This window comes from Photobacterium satsumensis (assembly GCF_050336935.1).
Taxonomy (GTDB): domain Bacteria; phylum Pseudomonadota; class Gammaproteobacteria; order Enterobacterales; family Vibrionaceae; genus Photobacterium; species Photobacterium satsumensis.
On sequence record NZ_JAKJSK010000009.1, the window covers coordinates 274,424 to 295,354 of the forward strand.

The window sequence follows — 20,931 nt, forward strand, 5'->3', positions numbered from 1 at the left end:
ATGGCGCGGGCTATTCATTCATCATAAATAGTTGATTTCGTCCGCAGGATTTAGCTTCGTACAGGGCATTATCGGCTAACTTGAAGAAGGCATCGGCTGAACTGCTGCTTGAAGGTATAAGGGTACAGCCACCGATACTGATGGTGACAATATCGGCGATGTCTCGCTTTGGTGCCCCCCTAGGTAGGGCGAGTGCCCTAGTGGCTTCCAAGGCCCGTTCGGCGGCATATTGCGCTGCATGCTGGTCTTGACCCGGCAGTAGCAAGACAAACTCTTCGCCGCCATAGCGGGCAAAAAGCGCGCCGGCCCGACGCTCCAGCGGAGCAAGTGCCGTAGCAATGATTTTTAAGCACTGATCGCCCGCTGCGTGGCCGAAGCTATCGTTGTAGTCCTTGAAGTGGTCGACATCAATAATAAGCAATGAGATAGGTAGACTATGGCGTTCGGCTCGTCGCCACTCATCAGAAAAACGTTCGTCAAACTGGCGGCGATTGGCAACTTGGGTCAGCGGATCTTCACGGGAGACTTTTTCTAGTTTTTCATTGGCCTGTTGCAGCGCGCGGGTGCGCTCGGCCACCCTTAACTCCAGTTCGGTATTGAGCTGGATAAGCTTTTCTTCTGCTTGTCGTCTGACCAAGTGCTGGGAGACAATGAAGGCAAATTGCTTGAACAGTTGGTGTAAATGGGAAGGCAGCGGCATCCCACTGAGTAAGTTATCACAGGCAATCCAACCAATTGGCGTGTCTTCATCCCACAGTGAGATATAGGCGCTCCAGCCAAACCCAACCACCTTTAGGTTATGGTACAGCGGGGTGTTTTCTTCTATCGCCAAATATTCTTCATTTTTCTGTAGGGCATGGACCGAAAACCACAGGTCTGGAATTTCTGTCTCGAAATAATACTCGTTGACTGTTTTCCCATGGATATCGGTACCATAAGTGCCCTGCATCCGGTTGCCAGGTTTGAATAGAAATATCGCCATCCTGTCGATATTGAGTTGCTTTTTGGCCTCATCAACAGCAGTAAATAGCATGCGGTTGATAGAGTCTGCACGCCATAGCCTGAACGAGATATCATGTAGGGCTTGGAGTTGTTTCTGCAAACTGTGCTGTTCGTGCTGACGAATTTTCAGCTCACGTTCTGCAATACGCCGGCCACTGTGCTCATCTTGGATGATGGCATCGGTCATCGAGGCATTGAGTTCAGATGCAAGCAAAACGCCCAGAAAGCTGAAGTCCTTGGCGTTAAAGTGCTTGGATACCTCGTTTTTGGGAAAATCGGCCATGAAGCAGCCGATGATCCTCGAACGTCTTTCCAGCGGGAGAGAAAGCCGGTAGGCATTGTCTAGCTCGGTAATGGTGGCCACTTGGAGCCGTACGGCCTCGGTGATCTTATAAAGCGGGAATGCCCTTGTATCTTGATACTCATTGCTTTCTGGGTACTCAATGGGCGGGGATAGGTAATTGATCCCAGCATCATCCATGGTCAGCAGCTTTTTCCATTCTGCGCCGTCTGCGATAACCAAGGTGGCCTCCTGCACGGAAAAGCTTAGCAGAAGGTTTCTGCAAATTTGTTCACAGGTAGCTCTTAAACCGTGTGACTTTCCTGAGAGGGAGAGCACCCGGTCGTAAAAGTCTTGAATGTGAGAACCTTGAGTCAAGTGACCTTCCCAAATAGTTGATATCGATTTGTTACATAACCACATTGAAGCACTCTAGGTGCCCCTGAAGTTGTGTATTCGGCGTGGCTATGGGCTTATATAGCCGCTATTGCAGTTTGTTTCATACTATTGTTACGAAATTTTTGCGATAAAAGGCTTATGGATACAGCAAATTAGTGGTTTTTTATGGATTGGTTGCAGAAAATGCGACGAACTACACGGCTAGGTGCAACTGGCTAATTGCTCAGCCAGCTAAAAGTAAGGGAGATTGTGACAATGGCACGGGTTAAGTCGTCGCCACCTTTGTGGTCAAGGCAACATCAGGATTATCAAGGTTAATAGTTTTACCAAGGTAAATAGTTACCTTGATAATCCATGAATAAACCCGAATCAGCCGAGGTGAGGTTATCGATGACTTTTTTCAGACTCGCGGCTGATGCCTGGGCTTCGATAAGTGCATTGGGCCCGCCCATTTCGGTTTGCACCCAGCCCGGGTGCAGAGCAATAACAATAATGCCTTCAGGCTGCAGGTCGTTAGACAGGCTCTTGACCACGGAATTGAGCGCCGCTTTGGAAGAGCGGTAGATATAACCGCCACCACTGGTGTTTTCGGCCATGCTGCCAACTTTTGAGGAGAGGCAAGCAATGACACCGGGCGAGCCTTGTTTGAGCTGGGGATAAAAAGCCTCTGCCATTTTTAACGGCGCAATCGTATTGATTTCAAATACCTTTCGCCATTCATCGGCATCGGTATTACCAAAGCCATATCCTTTGGGGCCGTAATAACCCGCGTTATTGATAAGGAGATCGAGATGAGTCGTTTCCATCGATTGCGCTAAGTGCAAAATCGCGTCATGGTCGGTGACATCCAGCTCAACGATGGTTAGGTTAGGAAATATGTTTTGCCTGCGAGTTAACTCATCTGCGCAGGCAATGTCGCGGCAGCTGGCATACACCAGCCAGCCAGCCTCTAGGTAGGCCACGGTGAGTGCCAGTCCCACCCCACGGTTTGCACCAGTTATTAAGACGGTCTTGGTCATTTTTTATCCTTAATATACAGCGTAGAGGGACAGTACCGAGAGCTCTAATGTTCTGGCTTGCCAACGACAATATAGCTCAGCTTGTTATTAAGATAGCGAAAGTATCGGATCTAAGACAGGGCTAAACGGTGTGCTCCGCTACATTTTAGGTGTTTATATTCATATATGGATATTTATGATTTTTTCACTAAAGTATGTGGGTGTCGCCTTCACTGTCACGATACTTGCCGGCTGTGCTGATACCCGCCATGAGACACTGTCCGAGCTGGGCTTTACCCGACCATACCTAGATGGTTATCAAGATGGATGTTATAGCCGCACGAATGAGCCGGCTACGCATCTGGACGGCTTTCGTCAAGATCCGGAAAGGATGGAAGCGGAAAATAAATATGCTTACGGTTGGCTGGATGGTTACGAGCAATGCTATGCCGACAACAAAGATTACCTCTAGTACCCAGTAGTCGATATAGAAAAAGGGCAGCCAATGGCTGCCCTCTGCATTTGTTGAGGCGTGATTAGTCAGCGTTATAAAAGCGCTTCATCTCGTGCATTGCCTGCATCAGTGTGGAGAGCTTAGGCTTGGCCGAATCCAACCGCTTATAGTCTTGATCATACACCAAGTAGTTACCGTATTTATCGATAACAGTCGTGGACCGAGGTTGGATCATCACAATATCTTTTTCGTTACCGGCTAAGATCCAGCGACGCTTGGTCGAATTGCTAAACAAGCTGTTGCCACTGCTGTAGGCAGTCGCTGGCGTGGTGGTATTAAACATTGACTCCATCAGTGTTGGCGCGATATCGAGGTGGCTGGTTAGCCTATCACTGACTGACGAGACGCTGCCGGGCCAATGGATCACCAATGGTACTTTTAATTGATATTGGCTGTAGTTGCTGTTGGCACCCCAGCTATTGCTACCGGTTTCGTTGAACTCCGTTCCGTGATTGGCCGTAATAATGACAATGGTATCGTCCATCAGTTGCTGGCCGACTAAGTGGTCAAAAATACGGATCAGCTGCTCATCAATAAAATAGGCGGCATTACGATAGCTATTTTTCAAAATCAGATTCGTGTTCTGGCCCGAGATATTATTTGAGCCCAGAGACGGTTCAAATTTTGGTGTGTAATCACCGCCTTCCTCAAAGTTTTGTACTGAGGTTAGCTCGATATAGCTAAACCATGGGGTGTTGGTCTTTTCAGATTCCAGCCATGAAGCCCAGTTATCCACGGCTTCGGCATCTTTATTGGTAGCCGTTATTTCTTCCAGCGCTAGGCCGTTGAAGATTGCTTCGGTATAAATGGGATCTTGGCTGAGATTATCGCCGCCGAATAAGCCGAATTGGTACCCGCGTTTTTCAAGCGTGCTGACCAGCAGTGGTTTGGTATTGCTCGAACGGGCACTGTTGATATAGCTGCTTGGCAAACCGTAAAACAGGCCAAAGATACCCGCTGTATTTTCGTTGCTACTGCTGTAGTGGTTCTCGAAATCCATATTTTGGGTGGCAAAAGCCGACAGGTAAGGCATGGTTTCTGCTTCGACCATATCGCTTCGTAGCCCATCAATCACCACGACCAACAGGTTTTTGCCAGTACCAGGGTCATCAAATGTCATTTTTTCCAGTGGGTAGCGCAGCTGTTCACTGGTTTCCACCCCCTGGGCATTGAGGCGTTCGGCATATTCTTCACGGTCAAGCAAGCCATGCTTTTCCATGAAGGTTTTCGCTGTCATTGGGTAGGACAGCGGGAAATTAGATCGTTGTGCGGTGATGGGACGGTACAAATTGGCATCCGCCCAGATGTACATTAAATGGCTGCTGATAAAGCAGATCCCAAAGACCGTTGCGATAGGTACCCCGACGTGTTTGCGGGTAAGTTTTCTGAGTTTGCGCCACAGCCACTCAGAAAGCACGAGTTGGAGCAGGAATATCACCGGAACGGTAATAAACAGATATTGCCAGCGGGCGTTGAGCTCGGTGCGCTCTCCGCTCAGCAGCAGATCCCATACCAGAGGACTCAGGTGAAGATCCAGCGTTTCGTAGGCGTGGGTGTCGAGCAGCAATACAGTCAGGCCGGTGGTGGCCACCAGCACGGCAAAAAGCCGCATCAAGCGCTGTGATGGGATCAGGAAACTGGCTGGGAAGAGTATCAGGATGTAAAATCCGAATACCAAAAAGCCAAAATGGCCAACCCAGCTAAGTAGCAGGTAGAATTGGCCAATCAGAGACGCTGGCCACTCGGAATGGACAATATACCGCGACCCCAAAAGCATGGCGGCGATAATATTGAAAAAACTGAACCAGTGTCCCCAGCTGATAAGCTGAGAGACTTTGTCTTTGTAATTGTTACCGCTGGAGACCATAGATGTCAGTGTTTCCCAGTCCTATATAGCTGTGGCACAGCAAACAAGATTAGTCTTCTTTGATTGAAGACTGTAGAGCGTGCGCAAATTTTTCTGCAATTGCTTTCCTTTGCGATGCAGGAACATCGGCATTGATGATGTTAGTCGCAATGTTGCCCACGATCATCAGAGCGAGTTCTGCAGAAGCATCATGCTTCTCTAATACATCGAACATATCATCAATGATTTGTTCAACTTTTTTATTGGTGTATTTTGAAGTAATTGGCATAGGAAGTCTTGTTTAATCTTGTTTAATGTTAAGGAAAGCGACTTATAATAACCTACACTTTAGATTAACTGAAATTTTTCCATTATGAGCCTCACACTTTCCAACGTCATTCTTCATCAATTAGTTAAGAATGAAAACGATGAATTGGAAATTCATCTTAGAAAACAATCCCTTGAAAACAATACCGCAACCGAGGAACTGGTTTCTGAGCTACATCGAGTATACAGTAGCAAGGGAGCAAAAGGGTTTGGTCACTTCTCTGAAGATAGCGAATTTGGCCATTGGCTGAAACAGTCTCGTCGTGGCGAGTTGGACTTTCTTACATTTTCTAACCAATCAGCCCAGCGTCTTCAGGCTGAGTTGGTGAAATATCCGTTCGCAGAATCCGGCACTTTGGTCATTGCAGAGTACCAATCTTTAGCCACGGATTACCTCTTTATTGGCCTGCTTCCTACCTGTCACAGCATGAAGGTGACTGAGCAGTTGGATATCAGTGCGACCGATTATCTTGATGTGTCGAAAATGGATATTGTTGCCCGTATTGATTTGTCATCGTGGGAAACCGACGCGGATTCGAACCGCTACCTGACTTACATTAAAGGGCGCGTTGGTCGCAAGATTGCGGACTTTTTCCTCGACTTCCTGCAGGCCGAAGTAGGTCTGGACGTTAAAGAGCAGAATCAGGTATTGATGCAGGCGGTGGAAGATTTCTGTGCCGATTCGCGCATGGATAAAGAAGAAAAGCAGGAGTATCGCAAGCAGGTTTATGATTACTGCAACGGTCAGTTGCAGTCAGGCGATGAAGTGACGGTCAAGGAACTGGCCGCTGAATTACCTGAGTCTGATGATGGCACAGATTTCTACCAGTTCACGTCACAGCAAGGCTATGAGCTGGAGGAAAGTTTTCCTGCGGATAGAACGGCCATGCGTAAACTGACCAAGTTCGTTGGCTCAGGTGGCGGCGTAACCATCAACTTTGATGGCATGCTGCTTGGTGAGCGTATCTTCTATGATGCGGATACCGATACGCTGACCTTGAAGGGGACCCCGCCAAATCTGAAGGATCAGCTGCTGCGTCGTCTAAATAGCGACAGCTAACTCTTTGATAGTGCGGGCAGCTATTCTCGCTGCTCGTGCTTTTAGCGCTTTCTTTTTACTGCTTCTTTAACCAATTCCTGATTTTGGTTGTACCTCTCTAATTTTTTTGCCTAAAGTTTTGTATAGTTTTCCATACTTTTCTGATTATTTTTTATACCTTGGCTAGGGTACGGCGTATTGCTATGGGGTGTAATGGACAGGAGTGACCATGAAAAAAACGTCAGGCAAAAGAGCGGCATCTACCAGTCAATCCCACAGTTCAACGAAAAGCTTGATTGGCATTGCATTGATTGTCGCGGCATTACCGAGTTTATATTTGGGGATCTCTCTGTCTGGTGTGCTAGGAAATGCTCTGATTGTGTTTTCTGTTATGGCCTTAGTTGCTGCGTTAGGCATTGGCAGTAGTTTCCTGCTTAAGCCGAAAGACGAAGAGAGCGGTGATCCGAAAACCGTGTCTGAATCTCTGCTAGAGACCAATCCCAACACGGCAGATGAAACACTGAGTCTTTCCACAGAAGTTGAGTCCTTGACGGTTTTCGATAGTGATTACCTGCTTGATACCATGGATGGTGACCGTGATATGGTTACTATGCTACTAGAGGTGTTTGTCGATGAGCATTTTGATGATGGTCATAAAATCGTAAAGGCACTCCAAGCCGGCGATATAGATCAAGTTCAGATGCTATCCCATAGCCTGAAAGGGGTCTCCGCCAGTTTAGGCACCGAGCAGATCCATGCATTGGCCGAGCAGGTTGAGCGTGAGGTCAAAACTCAGGCTGATAGTGAAAAGCTGGAAAATTTGTGTGAGCTATTGAAGATGGTCTTCACGCCAGCCGCATTGGAAATCCAATCTTTTCTCGATGAAGGTGCCAAAATCCAATCGCTAAAGGAAAATCACAAAGCAGCACTGAGCCAAATGGTACCCAGTCAACATACATCTACCCAAGAAACCTTCACTCAAGAAACTCTCACCCAAGAAACTCTCACCCAAGAAACATCCGTCTCAGGAGCAGTCAGCCAAGAGATACCCCAGCAAGACAAGTCAACAATAGTTTCAAGACCGGTTAAAGAAGAGATAGTCGATGTCGTTGTATCGGATAGCGGCTCCATACAAGAACAGACTCAGGAAGAGAGCTCTGATAACGGTGCAGAGCCTGAGGGGTGGTTGGATGTCAACGCACTGCGCGAAGCAATGGACGGTGATGAAGAGACGGTGTGCATGTTACTGGAAATCTTCATTGAGGATAACGCCGGTAAGGGGCAGGTGTTGGTGGCGGCAGTGTCAGAGGCTGGGCAGCAAGAGCATGCACTGAATATTGTTCATGCATTGAAGGGGGTGGCGGCAAACCTGAGCGCGGAACCGTTGCGTAGGTGCTGCGGGGTGGCAGAGACGAAATTCAAAAATAATGAGCCGGTATCAGTCGAAGAGTGTCGGGAGATAGAGATGGTATTGAACCAGACGATTGCCAGTGCCGAGGCTTATCTTGCCAAAACGACGATCGGTGTTTAGGTATCGGGTGAAAACTTTACTAGCAGGTTATTGTGCTAGTTAAGTTCACTTTAGACTGGTGATTGTTTGGTTCGCCAGCCTGAATTGATCGAGATCATATAAATGCAGTCGCGGCAGTGGATAATAGCGCCCCTATGATCGTTCAAACTTCTGGTCCAGCTCGACAGCAGCGTGAGTTGGATACCGCAAAGGCGATGATTCGCCTTTACTGCAAAACGCTGCACCGTGGTGCCATTATGTGCCCTGAATGTGAAGGGTTAATTGAATATGTCGAACACCGCGTACAAAAATGCCGTCTCGGTAATGAAAAGCCTAGCTGCGCCCAGTGTAAAAACCACTGCTATCAACCTGCTAAACGTTTGCACTTCAACCATGTGTCGCGTTGGGCTATGCCTAAACTGGTATGGCGGCGTCCACTTCAAACATTAAAATTCAAGTTTGACTGTTTGCGTCGCGGCGAGCAGGTTGATACTTCTTCATCTTCTTTGCAGCAGTAGCTTACGTTTACATAACCTTTTTGCTTGCTATTGGCTAAGACGTTGGACAACCCGATCTAAAAAGGGCTGCACAGTGCAGCCCTTATTATCTTAAAGCTATTGCCGACGCTGTCCTACAGACCAAGAGTTGCAAGCCAAGTTGCTATGCGATCATCGGTAAGCTCTGGTTGACGGTCTTCATCAAGGGCCAGGCCGACAAATTTTCCATCCTTCACTGCTCGGGAATGATTGAATTCATAGCCGTCAGTCGGCCATTCGCCAATCAGTTCACCACCGGCTTCTTCGACCATTTCTGCCAGTTCGCCCATGGCATCAAGGAAACTATCTGGGTAATCTACCTGATCGCCAAGACCAAATAGCGCCACTTTTTTACCGGTAAGGTCGGCATCTTCCATTTCCGGCACAAAATAGTCCCAATCTGGCTGCATTTCACCGTAGTTAGCTGTTGGTGTGCCAAGAATAAGCAGGTCATAGTCATCAAAAATATCGCTACTGTTACCTGCAATATCCTGAGGGTCTAATGCCAGTTTCGCTGCGATTTTCTCTGCGACTTTTTCAGTGTTGCCGGTGTCGCTACCGAAAAAAATACCGATGTTAGCCATTATTTATGTCTCCTAACTTTTGGTGCAGGCTGGCTTCAAATTGTAAAACTGTTTGGCCAGCCGCACTGTGTTCTTTGGGTTTGCTAATAATTTTGTATTGGTTACTTAATTGCTTGCGTCTTGGTCTTGCGCCGGTTTCCACTGGGCTAGCTGTTCAAGCAATTGATGTTTGTGGCTGACCTGCTGACGAAGGCGGTTGAGGTTCTGCTCATAGCGCGCCGGATCTCTTCGTTTGATCTGGGTGAAGCGGGCTTCACGGCCGATCAGCTCTTCGATGTCTTTTTTCGCTGGCTTCGAGTCCATTTGCAGTGCTGCGCGTCCTTTGGCTATCCGGCGAGGATCAAAGCGGAACAATGGCCACAGGCCGGAGTCGACCAACAGTTGCTGATGCTCAACACCTTCCGCCATGTCAAAACCATGGGTGATGCAAGGCGAGTAGGCGATCACCAGGGATGGCCCCGGATAGGCTTCAGCTTCCTGAAGGGCCTTGATGGTTTGGTTCATATTGGCGCCCAGCGCGATTTTGGCGATATAGACGTTGCCGTGCATCATCATGTTAAGCGCCAAATCCTTGCCTTGGCTGGTTTTACCTTGGGTTGCGAACTTGGCAACGGCACCGGTCGGTGTGGCTTTGGATTGCTGGCCACCGGTATTGGAGTAGCCTTGGGTATCCATTACCAGAACGTTGACGTTGTCACCCCCGGCAAGGACATGATCCAGACCGCCATAACCGATGTCGTAGGCCCAGCCGTCACCACCGACAATCCAATTGCTTTTGGCAACCAAATCATCCGCACAGGTATCAAGCTGGCGCAGCGAATAAGGCAGTGCTGCCCGCAGGCGGGTTAGGTTACTACGCTGGCGGACGACAGCTGCTTCGCTGCTGTCGAAGGCATCCTTGCGGATCTGTTCAATCAAATCTGCAGGAATAATATCGCGGGCAGTGTCGAGCAGTGACAGGGCGTGGTGGCGTTTGCTGTCTAATGCCAGACGCATCCCCAAGCCGAACTCGGCATTATCTTCAAATAGTGAGTTGGCCCAAGCCGGACCACGTCCCTCACTGTTAACCGCATAAGGGGTGGTCGGCAGGTTACCGCCATAGATCGACGAACAACCGGTCGCATTGGCGATCAGTAACCGGTCACCGAACAGCTGAGTGAGCAGCTTGACGTACGATGTCTCGCCACAGCCCGAACAAGCACCCGAATACTCAAATAACGGCTGGAGAAGCTGGCTGGTACGGGCATCAATACGCTTGATGTCGATCCGCTCTACTTCCGGCAGCTGTAGGAAGTAATCATAGTTTGTGCTTTGCTGCTCAATGACTTGCTGCTTCGGTACCATGTTGATGGCCTTGCGGGCCGGGTTGTCTTTGTCACTGGCAGGACACGCGGTAGTACACAGGTTACAACCGGTACAATCCATCGGCGACACCTGCAAGGTATAGGCTTGGCCTTTGAAATCACGTTGCTTGTAGTCGGTATGCTTGAAACCGTCAGGCGCATCGGTAAGTTCACCGGGGGCGACTGCCTTAGCTCTGATGGCGGCATGCGGGCATACTAAGGTACAGATATTACATTGGGTGCATAAATCTTCTTCCCAAACCGGTACTTCCTGCGCAATGTTGCGTTTTTCCCATTGGGTTGTGGCCGTTGGCCAGCATCCGTCTACCGGGAAGGCGCTGACCGGCAGTTGATCACCTTTATCGGCCATCATCATTGCGCTGACACGCTTGACTAACTCTGGTGCGTTTTCGCTCACTATCGGCGGGCGGCGGAAAATACTGGTGACGCCATCAGGAATGTCTACGGCCTGCAGATGGGCAACTGCAGCATCAACGGCAGCGTGGTTTGCCTCAACAATGGCCGGTCCGCGTTTGCTATAACTCTTCTCAATAGCCGTTTTAAGCTGGCTCAAAGCGTCATCAATAGGCATGAGGTTGCTAAGGGCAAAAAAGCCCGCTTGCATGATGGTATTAATGCGGTTTTTCAGCCCAAGTTCGCGGGCGAGTTTAACAGCATCAATGACATACAGTTTAAGCTGGCGACCGATGATGACCTGCTGGACTTCACGCGGCAGGTGTTGCCATATGTTCTCAGCATCGTATGGACTGTTGAGAAGCAGGGTCGCTTTGGGTGCGGACTTTTCGAACATTTCCAATTTGTTGATGAATTGGAACTGATGGCAGGCAATAAAGTCTGCTTGTTCAATCAGGTAGGGTGCTTCAACCGCCTGAGGATCGATTCGCAAGTGTGAGGTAGTAATGCCACCTGATTTCTTTGAATCATAGACAAAGTACCCCTGGGTGTGCAGCGGGGTATTTTCACCGAGGATCTTGATGGTATTTTTATTGGCACTGACTGTACCGTCGGCACCTAGACCATAGAACAATGCACGTAAACGGCTTGCCGGCTCGACATCAATAGAGGCTGGCTGCGGCAGTGACAGGTGGGTGATATCGTCGACGATCCCCACGGTAAATGAATGCTTGAGTTGCTGGTCAAGCATGGTATTGAAAATACCCGCGGCATGGGATGGGGTAAATTCCTTGGAAGAAAGCCCATAACGGCCGCCCACAATTGCTGGCATATGTGGGTACTGCTGGTTGGCAACGGCTTGCTGCAAGGCGGCCATGACATCCAAGTACAGTGGTTCGCCCATCGCGCCAGGTTCTTTGGTGCGATCAAGCACGGCAATGTTCGTGACTGAGGTAGGTAGCACCTCGATCAAATGCGCTAAAGAGAACGGTCGGTATAGGTGTACGGTGACCACGCCGACTTTTTGGCCAAGGGCAAGCTGGTGGTCAACGGCTTGTTTTACCGTTGAAGAGGCTGATCCCATTACCACAATAACGTTATCGGCCAGCGGATGGCCGTAGTAATCGAATGGACGGTATTCGCGGCCGGTTAGTTCGGCAAACTGGGCCATTTTGCTCGCCACGATATCAGGACATGCCTGATAGAACAAATTTGATGCTTCTCGGGCCTGGAAGAAAGTATCTGGATTTTGCGCGGTGCCTCGGATGCTCGGCGCATCAGGAGTTAGCCCGCGTTCGCGGAAGGCATTGACCTGCTCGTTGTCCACCATGGTGTGCAGCGTCGTATCATCAATCAGTTTGATTTTATTGATTTCATGCGAGGTACGGAAACCATCGAAGAAATGCACAAAAGGGACTCGGCTTTCCAATGTTGCCGCTTGGCTTATGAGTGCAAAGTCATGGGCTTGCTGGACACTACCTGCTGCCAACATAGCAAAACCTGTCTGACGTACTGCCATAACATCTGAGTGATCACCGAAAATCGATAATGCATGGGTAGCAAGAGTACGGGCGGCAACATGCATGACAAAGGGGGTAAGCTCCCCGGCAATTTTGTACATGTTAGGGATCTTAAGCAGTAACCCTTGTGATGATGTAAAAGTGGTCGACATGGCGCCAGCCATCAAGGCACCGTGAACGGCACCGGCAGCCCCGCCTTCGGATTGCATTTCGATCACTCGGGGTACTTGGCCCCAGATATTTTCTTGCTGCTGGGATTCCCATGTCTCGCAGGCTTCCGACATTGGAGAAGATGGAGTGATAGGGTAGATACCGATCACTTCATTGCAGCGATAAGCAATAGACGCGGCGGCTTCATTGCCGTCCATGGTAACAAACTGCGATTGGCTTTTTTGATGAGTAGACATGACTAGCTCCATCGGGCTAACAGGTACAGGTAATCGACACAGGCAAACAGGTTGCTGCGTTTTTTGATTTTTTTAATAGGGTGGGCCGACCCCTAGTGGTAGCAGAGGGCCGGCCCGAGGGCATTACTGCGATTTACACTTCAACCACGTCTAGTTGTGGTTGAGGGTTTAGCATGCGGGCCAAGTCATCTTTGGCATCGCCTGTTAGCTGCAGGTTGAACTGCTGCTGCAAGAAGGCAAAGATATCTTCGTTAACAAATTCTGGTGGGTTAGGACCAAGGTAAATATTCTGAATACCCAAGTTGAACAGGGCCAGTAGGATCAGTACTGCTTTTTGCTCCATCCAAGACAGAACGATATTCACCGGAAGATCGTTAACGGCAACACCCATCGCATCGCTCAGTGCCAGCGCGATCATTACGGCACCGTAGCTGTCGTTACACTGACCAAGGTCTAGATAGCGTGGGATCTCTGTACCCGGGACGGTACCGAAGTCATGGTCGTTGAAACGGAACTTACCGCATGAAGAGGTCAGGATAATGCAATCGTCCGGGATCGACAGAGCCAATTCACGGAAGTAATCATTAGGTTTACCTGGCTTATCACAACCTGCTACGACGAAGAACTGCTTGATCTTACCTTCGTTGACCGCTTCCAGGATCTGCGGTGCCAAACCAAGGATCGTCTTGTAGTTATGGCCGGTCATCAGGGTTTCTTCACTGTCGAAACCTTCGATATCCGGTAGGCTCAGTGTCTGTTCGATCAGTGGACCGAAGTCGTCTTCAAGCTGGCGGCAGTTATCGATGCCGACAATACCGTAGCTGTATAGACGATCGGCATAATCTGCGCGGCCTGTTGGCGGAACAATACAGTTAGTGGTCACGATAATGGTACCGTTCCACTTTTGGAATAGCTGCTTTTGGTCGAACCAAGCTTTACCTACGTTACCCTTCAGGTGGCTGTATTTACGTAGTTCCGGATAGCCGTGCGCAGGTAGCATCTCTGAGTGGGTATAGATATTGATACCTTTACCTTCGGTCGCAATAAGCAGACGCTCTAGCAGTTCAAGGTCGTGACCGGTAACCAGGATACCTTTACCTTCGGCTTTGTTCTGCGGCACGCATACAGGAGTAGGGATCCCTAAGCGGCCATGGTGGGCTTCACCTAAGCGAGACATCATCTCGCTACCGGCACCACCAATTTTCATCAGTTGGGCAATGTGCTGGTCAAAGCTGAAGTTAACGTTAGTTAGCGTGAAATATAGGGTTTCGGCAATTACGTCATCAACAGATTTAGTATCTGCACCTAGATCATCTGCATGGGTACGGTAAGCAGAAAGGCCTTTTAGGCCGAAAATCATAATATCTTGTAGGCGAGAAAGGTTTTCGTCTTTACCACAAGTACCTTGGGTTTTTCCCGTGCTACCACAGCCGCCAGTTTGGGCCATTGAGCACTGATGACAAAACATTGCTAAGTTCGACATTATTGCATTCCTTAAAGGTGTATTTGTTTTGCAACTTATAACGTGAGCATACGAGGAAAGCGAAGCCACGTCATTGATCGAGATCATTTTTGCCAATAACCTCCATATAAAATACCACTTATGTATGGCGGTGACGTGAATTGTATCGGAATGTACGGATTGTATACTGGTGATTGAACGGTGTTTTAAATCTCTGTAGCCTATATACAGTTGGCTGGATTAGATGGAATGGATATGAGTATGTCTCTGAAAAAGAGGGCGTATTTGGCCCGGAAGCACTTACTTAAAGTACGGGAAAAATACTTGGCAGCGTACCGAGAAAGTGAGAAGAGTCAGACACGCTCACAAGCGTCGTGAGGGAGCGTTCAGTCAGGAATTAAAAAAGGGCGCAGATGCGCCCTTTTATCTATTTAACTACCTATTCGCCCGAATTAACCGGCGATTTTGGTCAGTACTTTTTTCAGTAGCTGGATACGCGGCTCGATAGTTTCTAGCTCAAGGTATTCATCGGCACTGTGGAAACCGGCACCGGCAGGACCAAGGCCATCCAGTGTCGGGATACCCAGAACTGCTGTTAGGTTAGCATCTGAACCGCCACCGACTTCCTGCCATGTGATGTTGATGCCCACTTCCTGGCCTGCTTCTTCAACCAAGGCCATCAGAGATTCCGTTTTCTCTGAAGGAACCATTGATGGTTTGTGTGCTTCGCGGTCAATGGTAATTGCGACACCGTCAACAAATGGTGTTTCAGCCATTGCACGGATTTTGGCGTCGGCATCAGCGTATTCGTCATTGTCCCAGAAACGTACATCAACCACAGCTTCTGCATGGTCAGGAACGATATTGGCACCTGCACCACCTTTAACCACACCCACGTTCAGTGTTGTACCGCTTTCGAAGTTGGTTAGATTGTTGATCGCCAAGATCCAGTTTGCCATCTCAGTGATTGCACTGCGGCCATTTTGTGGTTCGTTACCCGCGTGTGCAGCTTTACCTGCAAATGTCAGGCGGTAGCGAGCCATACCCTTACGGGCTTTAACCAAAGAGCCGTCAGCACGGGCAGCTTCAGCAACCAGTACATTTTTAGCATTTACTGCAACGCTCTTTAGCCATTTTTCTGAGTGCAGCGAACCAATTTCTTCGTCTGGATTCATGCACACACAGATAGACAGTTTATCTAACGTTTCCTTGTCCATTTCACGCAGGGTGTAAACAACGTTCAACAGGCCAGATTTCATGTCAGAAACGCCAGGGCCGTAGGCACGCTTGTCATCAAACGTCATTGGGCGAGCGGCCACTGTGCCAACAGGGAAAACCGTGTCCATGTGACCGATAAGCATAACGTCAATGGTTTCAGCGTCTGGCTTATTGCGCACTTCAAGGCCGGTTCCGGCAATGCCACAATCAACACGTTTCACGTTCCAGCCCAGATCAACGTATTTTTGTTCCATCTGGTTGGCAATAACTTCAATGCCTTCTTTGGTTAGCGTACCGCAGTCGACATCGATAAGCGGGCGTAGTTCTTCCAAGTAATCTTGCAGTGAGAAACTCATATTAGCTCCTGAGAGAACCCTGTACGGGTAGGAATAGCGACAGGAAAAAGGGGGGCTAAGCCCCCTTAAAGGTATTTACACAAGGATGTTCATTACGAACATGGCAACGAATGCGTTCAGAACAGAAATCGCAACCATCACTGGGATGTGGCGGCCTTCTGTACCGATAACACCCAGGATACGGCCAAGGTACTGAACCTGTGAGCCCATTAGGTAGATAGCAGGGGCGAGGATTGCAATGTGGTTACCGTCAAGGATACCGCTGTCAAACAGGGTGATTACCACACCTACCGCACCACCCATCGACATCCACGCACCGATCAGTACTGCAGCAGCTTCACCTGGTAGGCCGAAGACGCCCATGATAGGTGAGAACAAAACGCCCATAGCGTCTAGTGCACCGGTAAGAGAAAGTACCTTGATGATCACAAATGCCATAAGTACGTTCGGAATCGTAGAGCTCGTCGAGATAGCCCAGCCTTTCTTCGCGCCTTCTACGAAGATATCAGTAACCATTGGTTTTTTAGTTGCTTGAGACATTATGCGGTCTCCTTCTCAGTAGAAACGTTGTTTTTCTTGTCTGTGGCTTTTAGGTATAGGCGGAAGATGTTCGCGCCTACAATTTTCATCACGAACATGATGACAACCGCCAGACCGATTGATGAGGTTACTGCGTTGCTGCCGTCAGCGTAGGTTAGGGTGAAAAGAACTGCGCCAGAAGAGAAGAAGTTAACAATGGTCGCACCGGCAGAGAACTGGAACATCGCGAAGACATCGGTCTCGCGCTGGTTGATATGGCCTGCTTCCTGAAGCTGGCGAGTCATTGATGCGCCTGAGTCGGTGTTCTGCAGAGAAGCGATAAGCGCTAGACCAGTATCACCAGGTAGGCCAACGAGTGGACGTAGTAGTGGAGTCAGTAGCTTACGAGCAGCGTCTAGAGCACCGTAGTGTTCTAGAACGTTGATCATACCCAGTGCGAACATAACCGTTGGTACAAGTGTTAGGGCAAATAGGAAGCCGTCACGTGCACCGCTACCGCCCGTACCGCGCATGGTAGTTTTCGTTACTTCGATGGCACCGTCTGCCGCTGTCGTAACAGTGTTAGCCATCGTACCGAAAGAACCGTTAAGGGTATTGAAATCAAATACACCGTACCACTCGTTGGTTTGTAGTAAACCTGAAAAGAACACAAAAGCGAACGCTAGGGCAATGTATGCACCTATCGTTACCTTTTGGTTTTTCTCTGCTGGATTGCTCATATGTAACCTCTTAGGAATCAAAAAGGCCGATTGGCCAAAATAAGGAATCTGTAACAATTGTTCACAGCCTTTCACTGTAAATAGAGCTGTTACAGAGCCCTCAAAATAAGAAACGAGGTCATTGTCCCTGATTTATAGGGGAAATAATTGACGGGGGTCAATATGTGCTACTGAATGCTAATCCAATGGGGTTAATGGCTAGTATTTGTGATCGCGATCCACATTAATATTCCATTCACAAAATTTAATAATAAAGGAGGTTGTTTTAAAGCATGATTAATTGTTTTTTATTTATTAATTAATCATTTCTGTAGTGTGTTTTTGCTGTGTTATTACTGTTTTTTAGTGCTGGCGGGAACGATAAGTTTGTGTGTTATTGAGGCTTGGTTAGTATAAGGTGCATTAATATTTGTTTACAACTATATTGTTGACCAAAATAAAAAAAAGGGCGCCATCTGGCGCCCTTTCAATTTCTTACAGAAAGAAACTTAAGCAGTTTGTTGCTGACCCTGAGTCGTTTGCAATGGGGCCTCTTCGGTTGCTTCGTCAGCAACCACCGTTGGTGGGCAACGGTCAACGAACCAACCCATGTAAGACGAGACAACGGTGACGATGATACACACGAAGCTCAGCCACATGAATGGCGCGTAGGAGAAGGTGGCTACACCAAGGATACTGGCCATATAGATACCATTGTCGCTCCACGGCACCATACCTGATGTCAGGGTGCCGCCAAACTCCGCATTACGCGATAGGTTCTTACGCTGATAGCCCAGACGGTCGTAGTTCTTGGCACAGATCTTTGGCGTTAGGATCAATGATACATACATCGCTGAGCCAAATACGTTACCCAAAAAGGCTGTGGCAATCGTAGATACTGATAGGCTGCCTGCTGAGTTAACGCGTTTCTCGAAGATCTTAGCAATAGTCTGCAATACACCGACTTTGTCCAGTAGGCCACCGAAGCCAAGGCCGAAGATGATAACAGCGACCGAGCCCAGCATCGATGACATGCCGCCACGGTTAAGGATTGCGTCGATGAAGTCGACACCAGAGTCGATAGAGAACGGTGCCCAAGCGGTGTTAAAGGCAACCAGTGGGTCCATATCCTGAACCATTACTGCCCAAATGATGCCCAGCAGTGAACCAAGAGAAATAACCGGGAAAGAGGGCAGACGTAAAGCCAGTAGGGCAAGAACAATGATCACCGGTACGAATGAGAATGGCGAGATCACGAACTGCTTGTCCATCGCAAGGATTACAGACTCAACCTGAGACATATCGACATTGCCGGCGTAGTGAATGCCAACACCAGTAAAGAGGATACCGGTAATGATGTAGCTGATCAGGGCAATAGGCAGCATGCCTTTGATATGCTCAACAACTTCTACATTCGACATCGATGAAGCCAGAATTACCGAGTCTGATAGTGGTGACAGTTTGTCGCCAAAGTAACAGCCGGATAGCACTGCACCAGCTGTCATCGGGGCTGGAATACCAAGGCCCTGGCCGATACCCATCATGGCGATGCCCGCAGTACCTGCTGCACCCCAAGAGGTGCCCGTTGCCAGTGCTGTCATTGAACAAATCAGCATAGTGGCAAGCAGGAAGATTGATGGGTGGATGGCTTTAAGCCCGTAATAAATGATGGTTGGAACAATACCACCAGCAATCCAAGTACCCACTAGGGCACCTACCGCCAGCAAAATTAGCACGGCACCCAAGCCGTTAGCGATGCCTTTGGTTGCTGCTGTTTCTAGCGATTTATAATCATGACCAAGCTTAATGCCTAGCGCCATGATCACGAACCAGCCGATGTAAAGCGCTAACTGGATAGGTAAATCGAGTTTCGCAGTAAAAGAGAAAGCCAGCGCAAGAAAAATACCGAGAGCGATAAAGACCTGAGTCAGCGACGGTAGTTTTACAGTCTGTTTGTTCATACTTCTAACCTTGTAAGTTCGAGCCTGTAAATTGTGATTATTCCTTTGGACGGTATATTTTTACCCAAAGGGATTCTTTTTTAATAATTTTGATGACCTAAATGGTCAGTTAAAGGGGACGAGCATTGATTCGCCGCTACTCTAGCGGATAGCTTTCATGGTCACGATAGAAAATGTCTCTAGATGTGATCTGATACAAAATGAAGTCAAAACCCTTTAAAAAAGTACGTTTGTATTTTGAAAAGTTGTTAATTTAGCGTGCTTAATTTGTGTGTTGTATGTTTTTTGACTGTTCTTTCATATTGTTTCCATGTGTGTTATTCCATTAATAGATAGATAATACAACCGCAATTGTGGTGTTATTTTAGAATTAAGCTTTGCCAAGTAGAGGTTTGGTAGGTTATCAATTTGTGGCGAAATGATCAAAATAAGTAATGCTTAATGCTTGTGGTGATTTAGTTAAGATTTCATCTTTTAGTTTTATTTTTATGCGTAAACTTTCGAATAGAGTGCAATTTCATCGATGTTTGCTTGTCTTCTAGCCCGAAATTTCACCAAAAATAATGTGGGAATTTATCATTCAGCATCGTAAGGTGTAATATTATCTGCTGGTTTTGTTCACAGTGTGGTGATTTTTTTTACAGGTTTTTTGCAACTTATGCTTGAGTTTCGGGGCTGAAATTACTATAGATGGGGGTCTGCCTGTCGTTATAACTATCGTGTGCTGCTGTATATACCGAAGTGACTTCGGTATATAAGGTCATACCAGAAGCATCGATAGTTATACCGATAGAACAATGATCAGGGAGTGTAGTGCAGATGATGAAAGTAGGATTAGTGGGTTGGCGAGGCATGGTGGGCTCTGTCCTGATGCAACGTATGGTTGAAGAAGGTGATTTTAATGTCATTGAGCCTGTTTTCTTCTCTACGTCCCAAATTGGGATCCCAGCTCCGAACTTTGGTAAGGATGCCGGCGTCCTTCAGGATGCGTTTGATATTGAGCGCCTGAAACAGTTGGATGCGATTATCACCTGTCAGGGTGGTAGCTACACTGAAAAAGTGTACCCAGCACTACGTCAAGCAGGTTGGAAAGGTTATTGGATTGATGCGGCATCGACTTTGCGCATGAAAGAAGACTCTATTATTGCCCTTGATCCGGTTAACTATGAACAGATGAAACAAGGCCTACACAAGGGTGTGAGCACCTTTGCTGGTGGTAACTGTACAGTGAGCCTGATGCTAATGGCTGTCGGTGGTTTGTACCAAGCGGGCCTGGTTGAGTGGATGACTTCTCAAACCTATCAGGCGGCGTCTGGTGCCGGCGCGAAAAACATGCGTGAGCTGATCAGCCAGATGGGGGTGATCAACGACGCGGTTTCCAGTGAACTGGCTGATCCTTCTACCTCTATTTTGGATATCGATCGCAAGGTGGCTGAAACCATGCGCTCCGATAACTTCCCGTCGCAAGAGTTTGGTGTACCGCTAGCCGGTTCGTTGATCCCTTGGATTGACGTCAAGCGTGATAATGGCCAAAGCAAAGAAGAATGGAAAGCGTCGGTGGAAACCAACAAGATCCTAGGTCTTGATAGCCAGCCTATTCCTATCGATGGTACATGTGTCCGTATCGGTGCCATGCGCTGCCATAGCCAGGCGCTGACCGTGAAGCTGAAGAAAGCCGTACCAATGGACGAGGTGGAGGAAATCATCGCCTCACATAACGATTGGGTGAAAGTGATCCCGAATGACCGTGATGTGACCGCTCAAGAGCTGAGCCCAACCAAGGTAACCGGTACCCTTTCTGTTCCTGTTGGCCGTTTGCGCAAACTGGCAATGGGTGATGACTACCTCAATGCGTTCACTGTGGGTGATCAGCTGCTTTGGGGGGCTGCCGAGCCTCTACGCCGTACCTTGCGTATTATCTTGGCTGAAAAACACGCTTAAATAATACAGCTGAAAAAACAACGCCTGCATGTACTA

Annotated in this window: 16 protein-coding genes; 5 read left to right on the forward strand and 11 right to left on the reverse strand. The window is 48.3% G+C overall.

Features of this window, described 5'->3' with window-relative positions; translation table 11 throughout:
• Positions 1–10: 10 nt before the first annotated feature.
• Positions 11–1,525 carry a GGDEF domain-containing protein gene (locus L4D79_RS19755; RefSeq protein WP_428653507.1) on the reverse strand — a complete coding sequence of 505 codons (1,515 nt, stop codon included), beginning with the start codon at positions 1,523–1,525 and terminating at the stop codon, positions 11–13.
• Positions 1,526–2,004: 479 nt separating this feature from the next.
• Positions 2,005–2,700 carry an SDR family oxidoreductase gene (locus L4D79_RS19760; protein ID WP_428653509.1) on the reverse strand — a complete coding sequence of 232 codons (696 nt, stop codon included), beginning with the start codon at positions 2,698–2,700 and terminating at the stop codon, positions 2,005–2,007.
• A 175-nt stretch (positions 2,701–2,875) separates the two neighbouring features.
• Between L4D79_RS19760 and L4D79_RS19765 the strand changes: the two genes are divergently transcribed.
• On the forward strand, positions 2,876–3,151 hold the full coding sequence (locus L4D79_RS19765; protein WP_428653511.1) for a hypothetical protein: 276 nt from the start codon (positions 2,876–2,878) through the stop codon (positions 3,149–3,151).
• A 64-nt stretch (positions 3,152–3,215) separates the two neighbouring features.
• Here the strand turns inward: L4D79_RS19765 and L4D79_RS19770 are convergent, their stop codons facing one another.
• Positions 3,216–5,060 (reverse strand): DUF3413 domain-containing protein, encoded by a 1,845-nt coding sequence (locus tag L4D79_RS19770; protein ID WP_428653513.1) that lies wholly within the window; start codon positions 5,058–5,060, stop codon positions 3,216–3,218.
• Between the two features lie 49 nt (positions 5,061–5,109).
• The gene (locus L4D79_RS19775; protein ID WP_107350142.1) at positions 5,110–5,328 is read right to left on the reverse strand and encodes a YejL family protein; all 219 of its coding nucleotides are present in this window, start codon (positions 5,326–5,328) and stop codon (positions 5,110–5,112) included.
• 84 nt (positions 5,329–5,412) lie between these two features.
• Here L4D79_RS19775 and yejK point away from each other — a divergent pair, with 84 nt between their 5' ends.
• From yejK to L4D79_RS19790, 3 genes are all read left to right on the forward strand, one after another.
• Entirely contained in the window at positions 5,413–6,426 is a 1,014-nt protein-coding gene (gene yejK, locus L4D79_RS19780; RefSeq protein ID WP_428653516.1) for a nucleoid-associated protein YejK, read from the forward strand.
• A 208-nt stretch (positions 6,427–6,634) separates the two neighbouring features.
• Positions 6,635–7,936: an Hpt domain-containing protein gene (locus tag L4D79_RS19785; RefSeq protein ID WP_428653518.1), complete on the forward strand. Its 1,302-nt coding sequence runs from the start codon at positions 6,635–6,637 to the stop codon at positions 7,934–7,936.
• 134 nt (positions 7,937–8,070) lie between these two features.
• The gene (locus L4D79_RS19790; RefSeq protein WP_428653521.1) at positions 8,071–8,433 is read left to right on the forward strand and encodes a nitrous oxide-stimulated promoter family protein; all 363 of its coding nucleotides are present in this window, start codon (positions 8,071–8,073) and stop codon (positions 8,431–8,433) included.
• 113 nt (positions 8,434–8,546) lie between these two features.
• On the opposite strand, the gene fldA is transcribed toward L4D79_RS19790, so the two are convergent.
• The 7 genes from fldA to nhaC all read right to left on the reverse strand — a co-directional run bounded on the left by fldA (position 8,547) and on the right by nhaC (position 18,954).
• Positions 8,547–9,035 (reverse strand): flavodoxin FldA, encoded by a 489-nt coding sequence (fldA, locus tag L4D79_RS19795; protein WP_428653523.1) that lies wholly within the window; start codon positions 9,033–9,035, stop codon positions 8,547–8,549.
• Between the two features lie 105 nt (positions 9,036–9,140).
• Positions 9,141–12,719 (reverse strand): pyruvate:ferredoxin (flavodoxin) oxidoreductase, encoded by a 3,579-nt coding sequence (nifJ, locus tag L4D79_RS19800; RefSeq protein WP_428653525.1) that lies wholly within the window; start codon positions 12,717–12,719, stop codon positions 9,141–9,143.
• A gap of 133 nt (positions 12,720–12,852) precedes the next feature.
• Positions 12,853–14,202 (reverse strand): hydroxylamine reductase, encoded by a 1,350-nt coding sequence (gene hcp, locus L4D79_RS19805; RefSeq protein ID WP_428653528.1) that lies wholly within the window; start codon positions 14,200–14,202, stop codon positions 12,853–12,855.
• A 431-nt stretch (positions 14,203–14,633) separates the two neighbouring features.
• Positions 14,634–15,755 carry a M20 family metallopeptidase gene (locus L4D79_RS19810; RefSeq protein ID WP_428653531.1) on the reverse strand — a complete coding sequence of 374 codons (1,122 nt, stop codon included), beginning with the start codon at positions 15,753–15,755 and terminating at the stop codon, positions 14,634–14,636.
• Between the two features lie 75 nt (positions 15,756–15,830).
• Positions 15,831–16,295: a YjiG family protein gene (locus L4D79_RS19815; RefSeq protein WP_044622888.1), complete on the reverse strand. Its 465-nt coding sequence runs from the start codon at positions 16,293–16,295 to the stop codon at positions 15,831–15,833.
• A complete protein-coding gene (locus L4D79_RS19820) occupies positions 16,295–17,014 on the reverse strand; it encodes a nucleoside recognition domain-containing protein (protein ID WP_428653533.1) in 720 nt (239 codons plus the stop codon). Before L4D79_RS19820 ends, L4D79_RS19815 begins: the two co-directional genes overlap by 1 nt.
• Before the next feature lie 488 nt (positions 17,015–17,502).
• Positions 17,503–18,954, reverse strand: a complete 1,452-nt coding sequence (nhaC, locus tag L4D79_RS19825) for a Na+/H+ antiporter NhaC (RefSeq protein ID WP_428653535.1) — start codon at positions 18,952–18,954, stop codon at positions 17,503–17,505.
• A gap of 822 nt (positions 18,955–19,776) precedes the next feature.
• Here nhaC and asd point away from each other — a divergent pair.
• Positions 19,777–20,895: an aspartate-semialdehyde dehydrogenase gene (gene asd / locus L4D79_RS19830; protein WP_428653621.1), complete on the forward strand. Its 1,119-nt coding sequence runs from the start codon at positions 19,777–19,779 to the stop codon at positions 20,893–20,895.
• Positions 20,896–20,931: the final 36 nt, after the last annotated feature.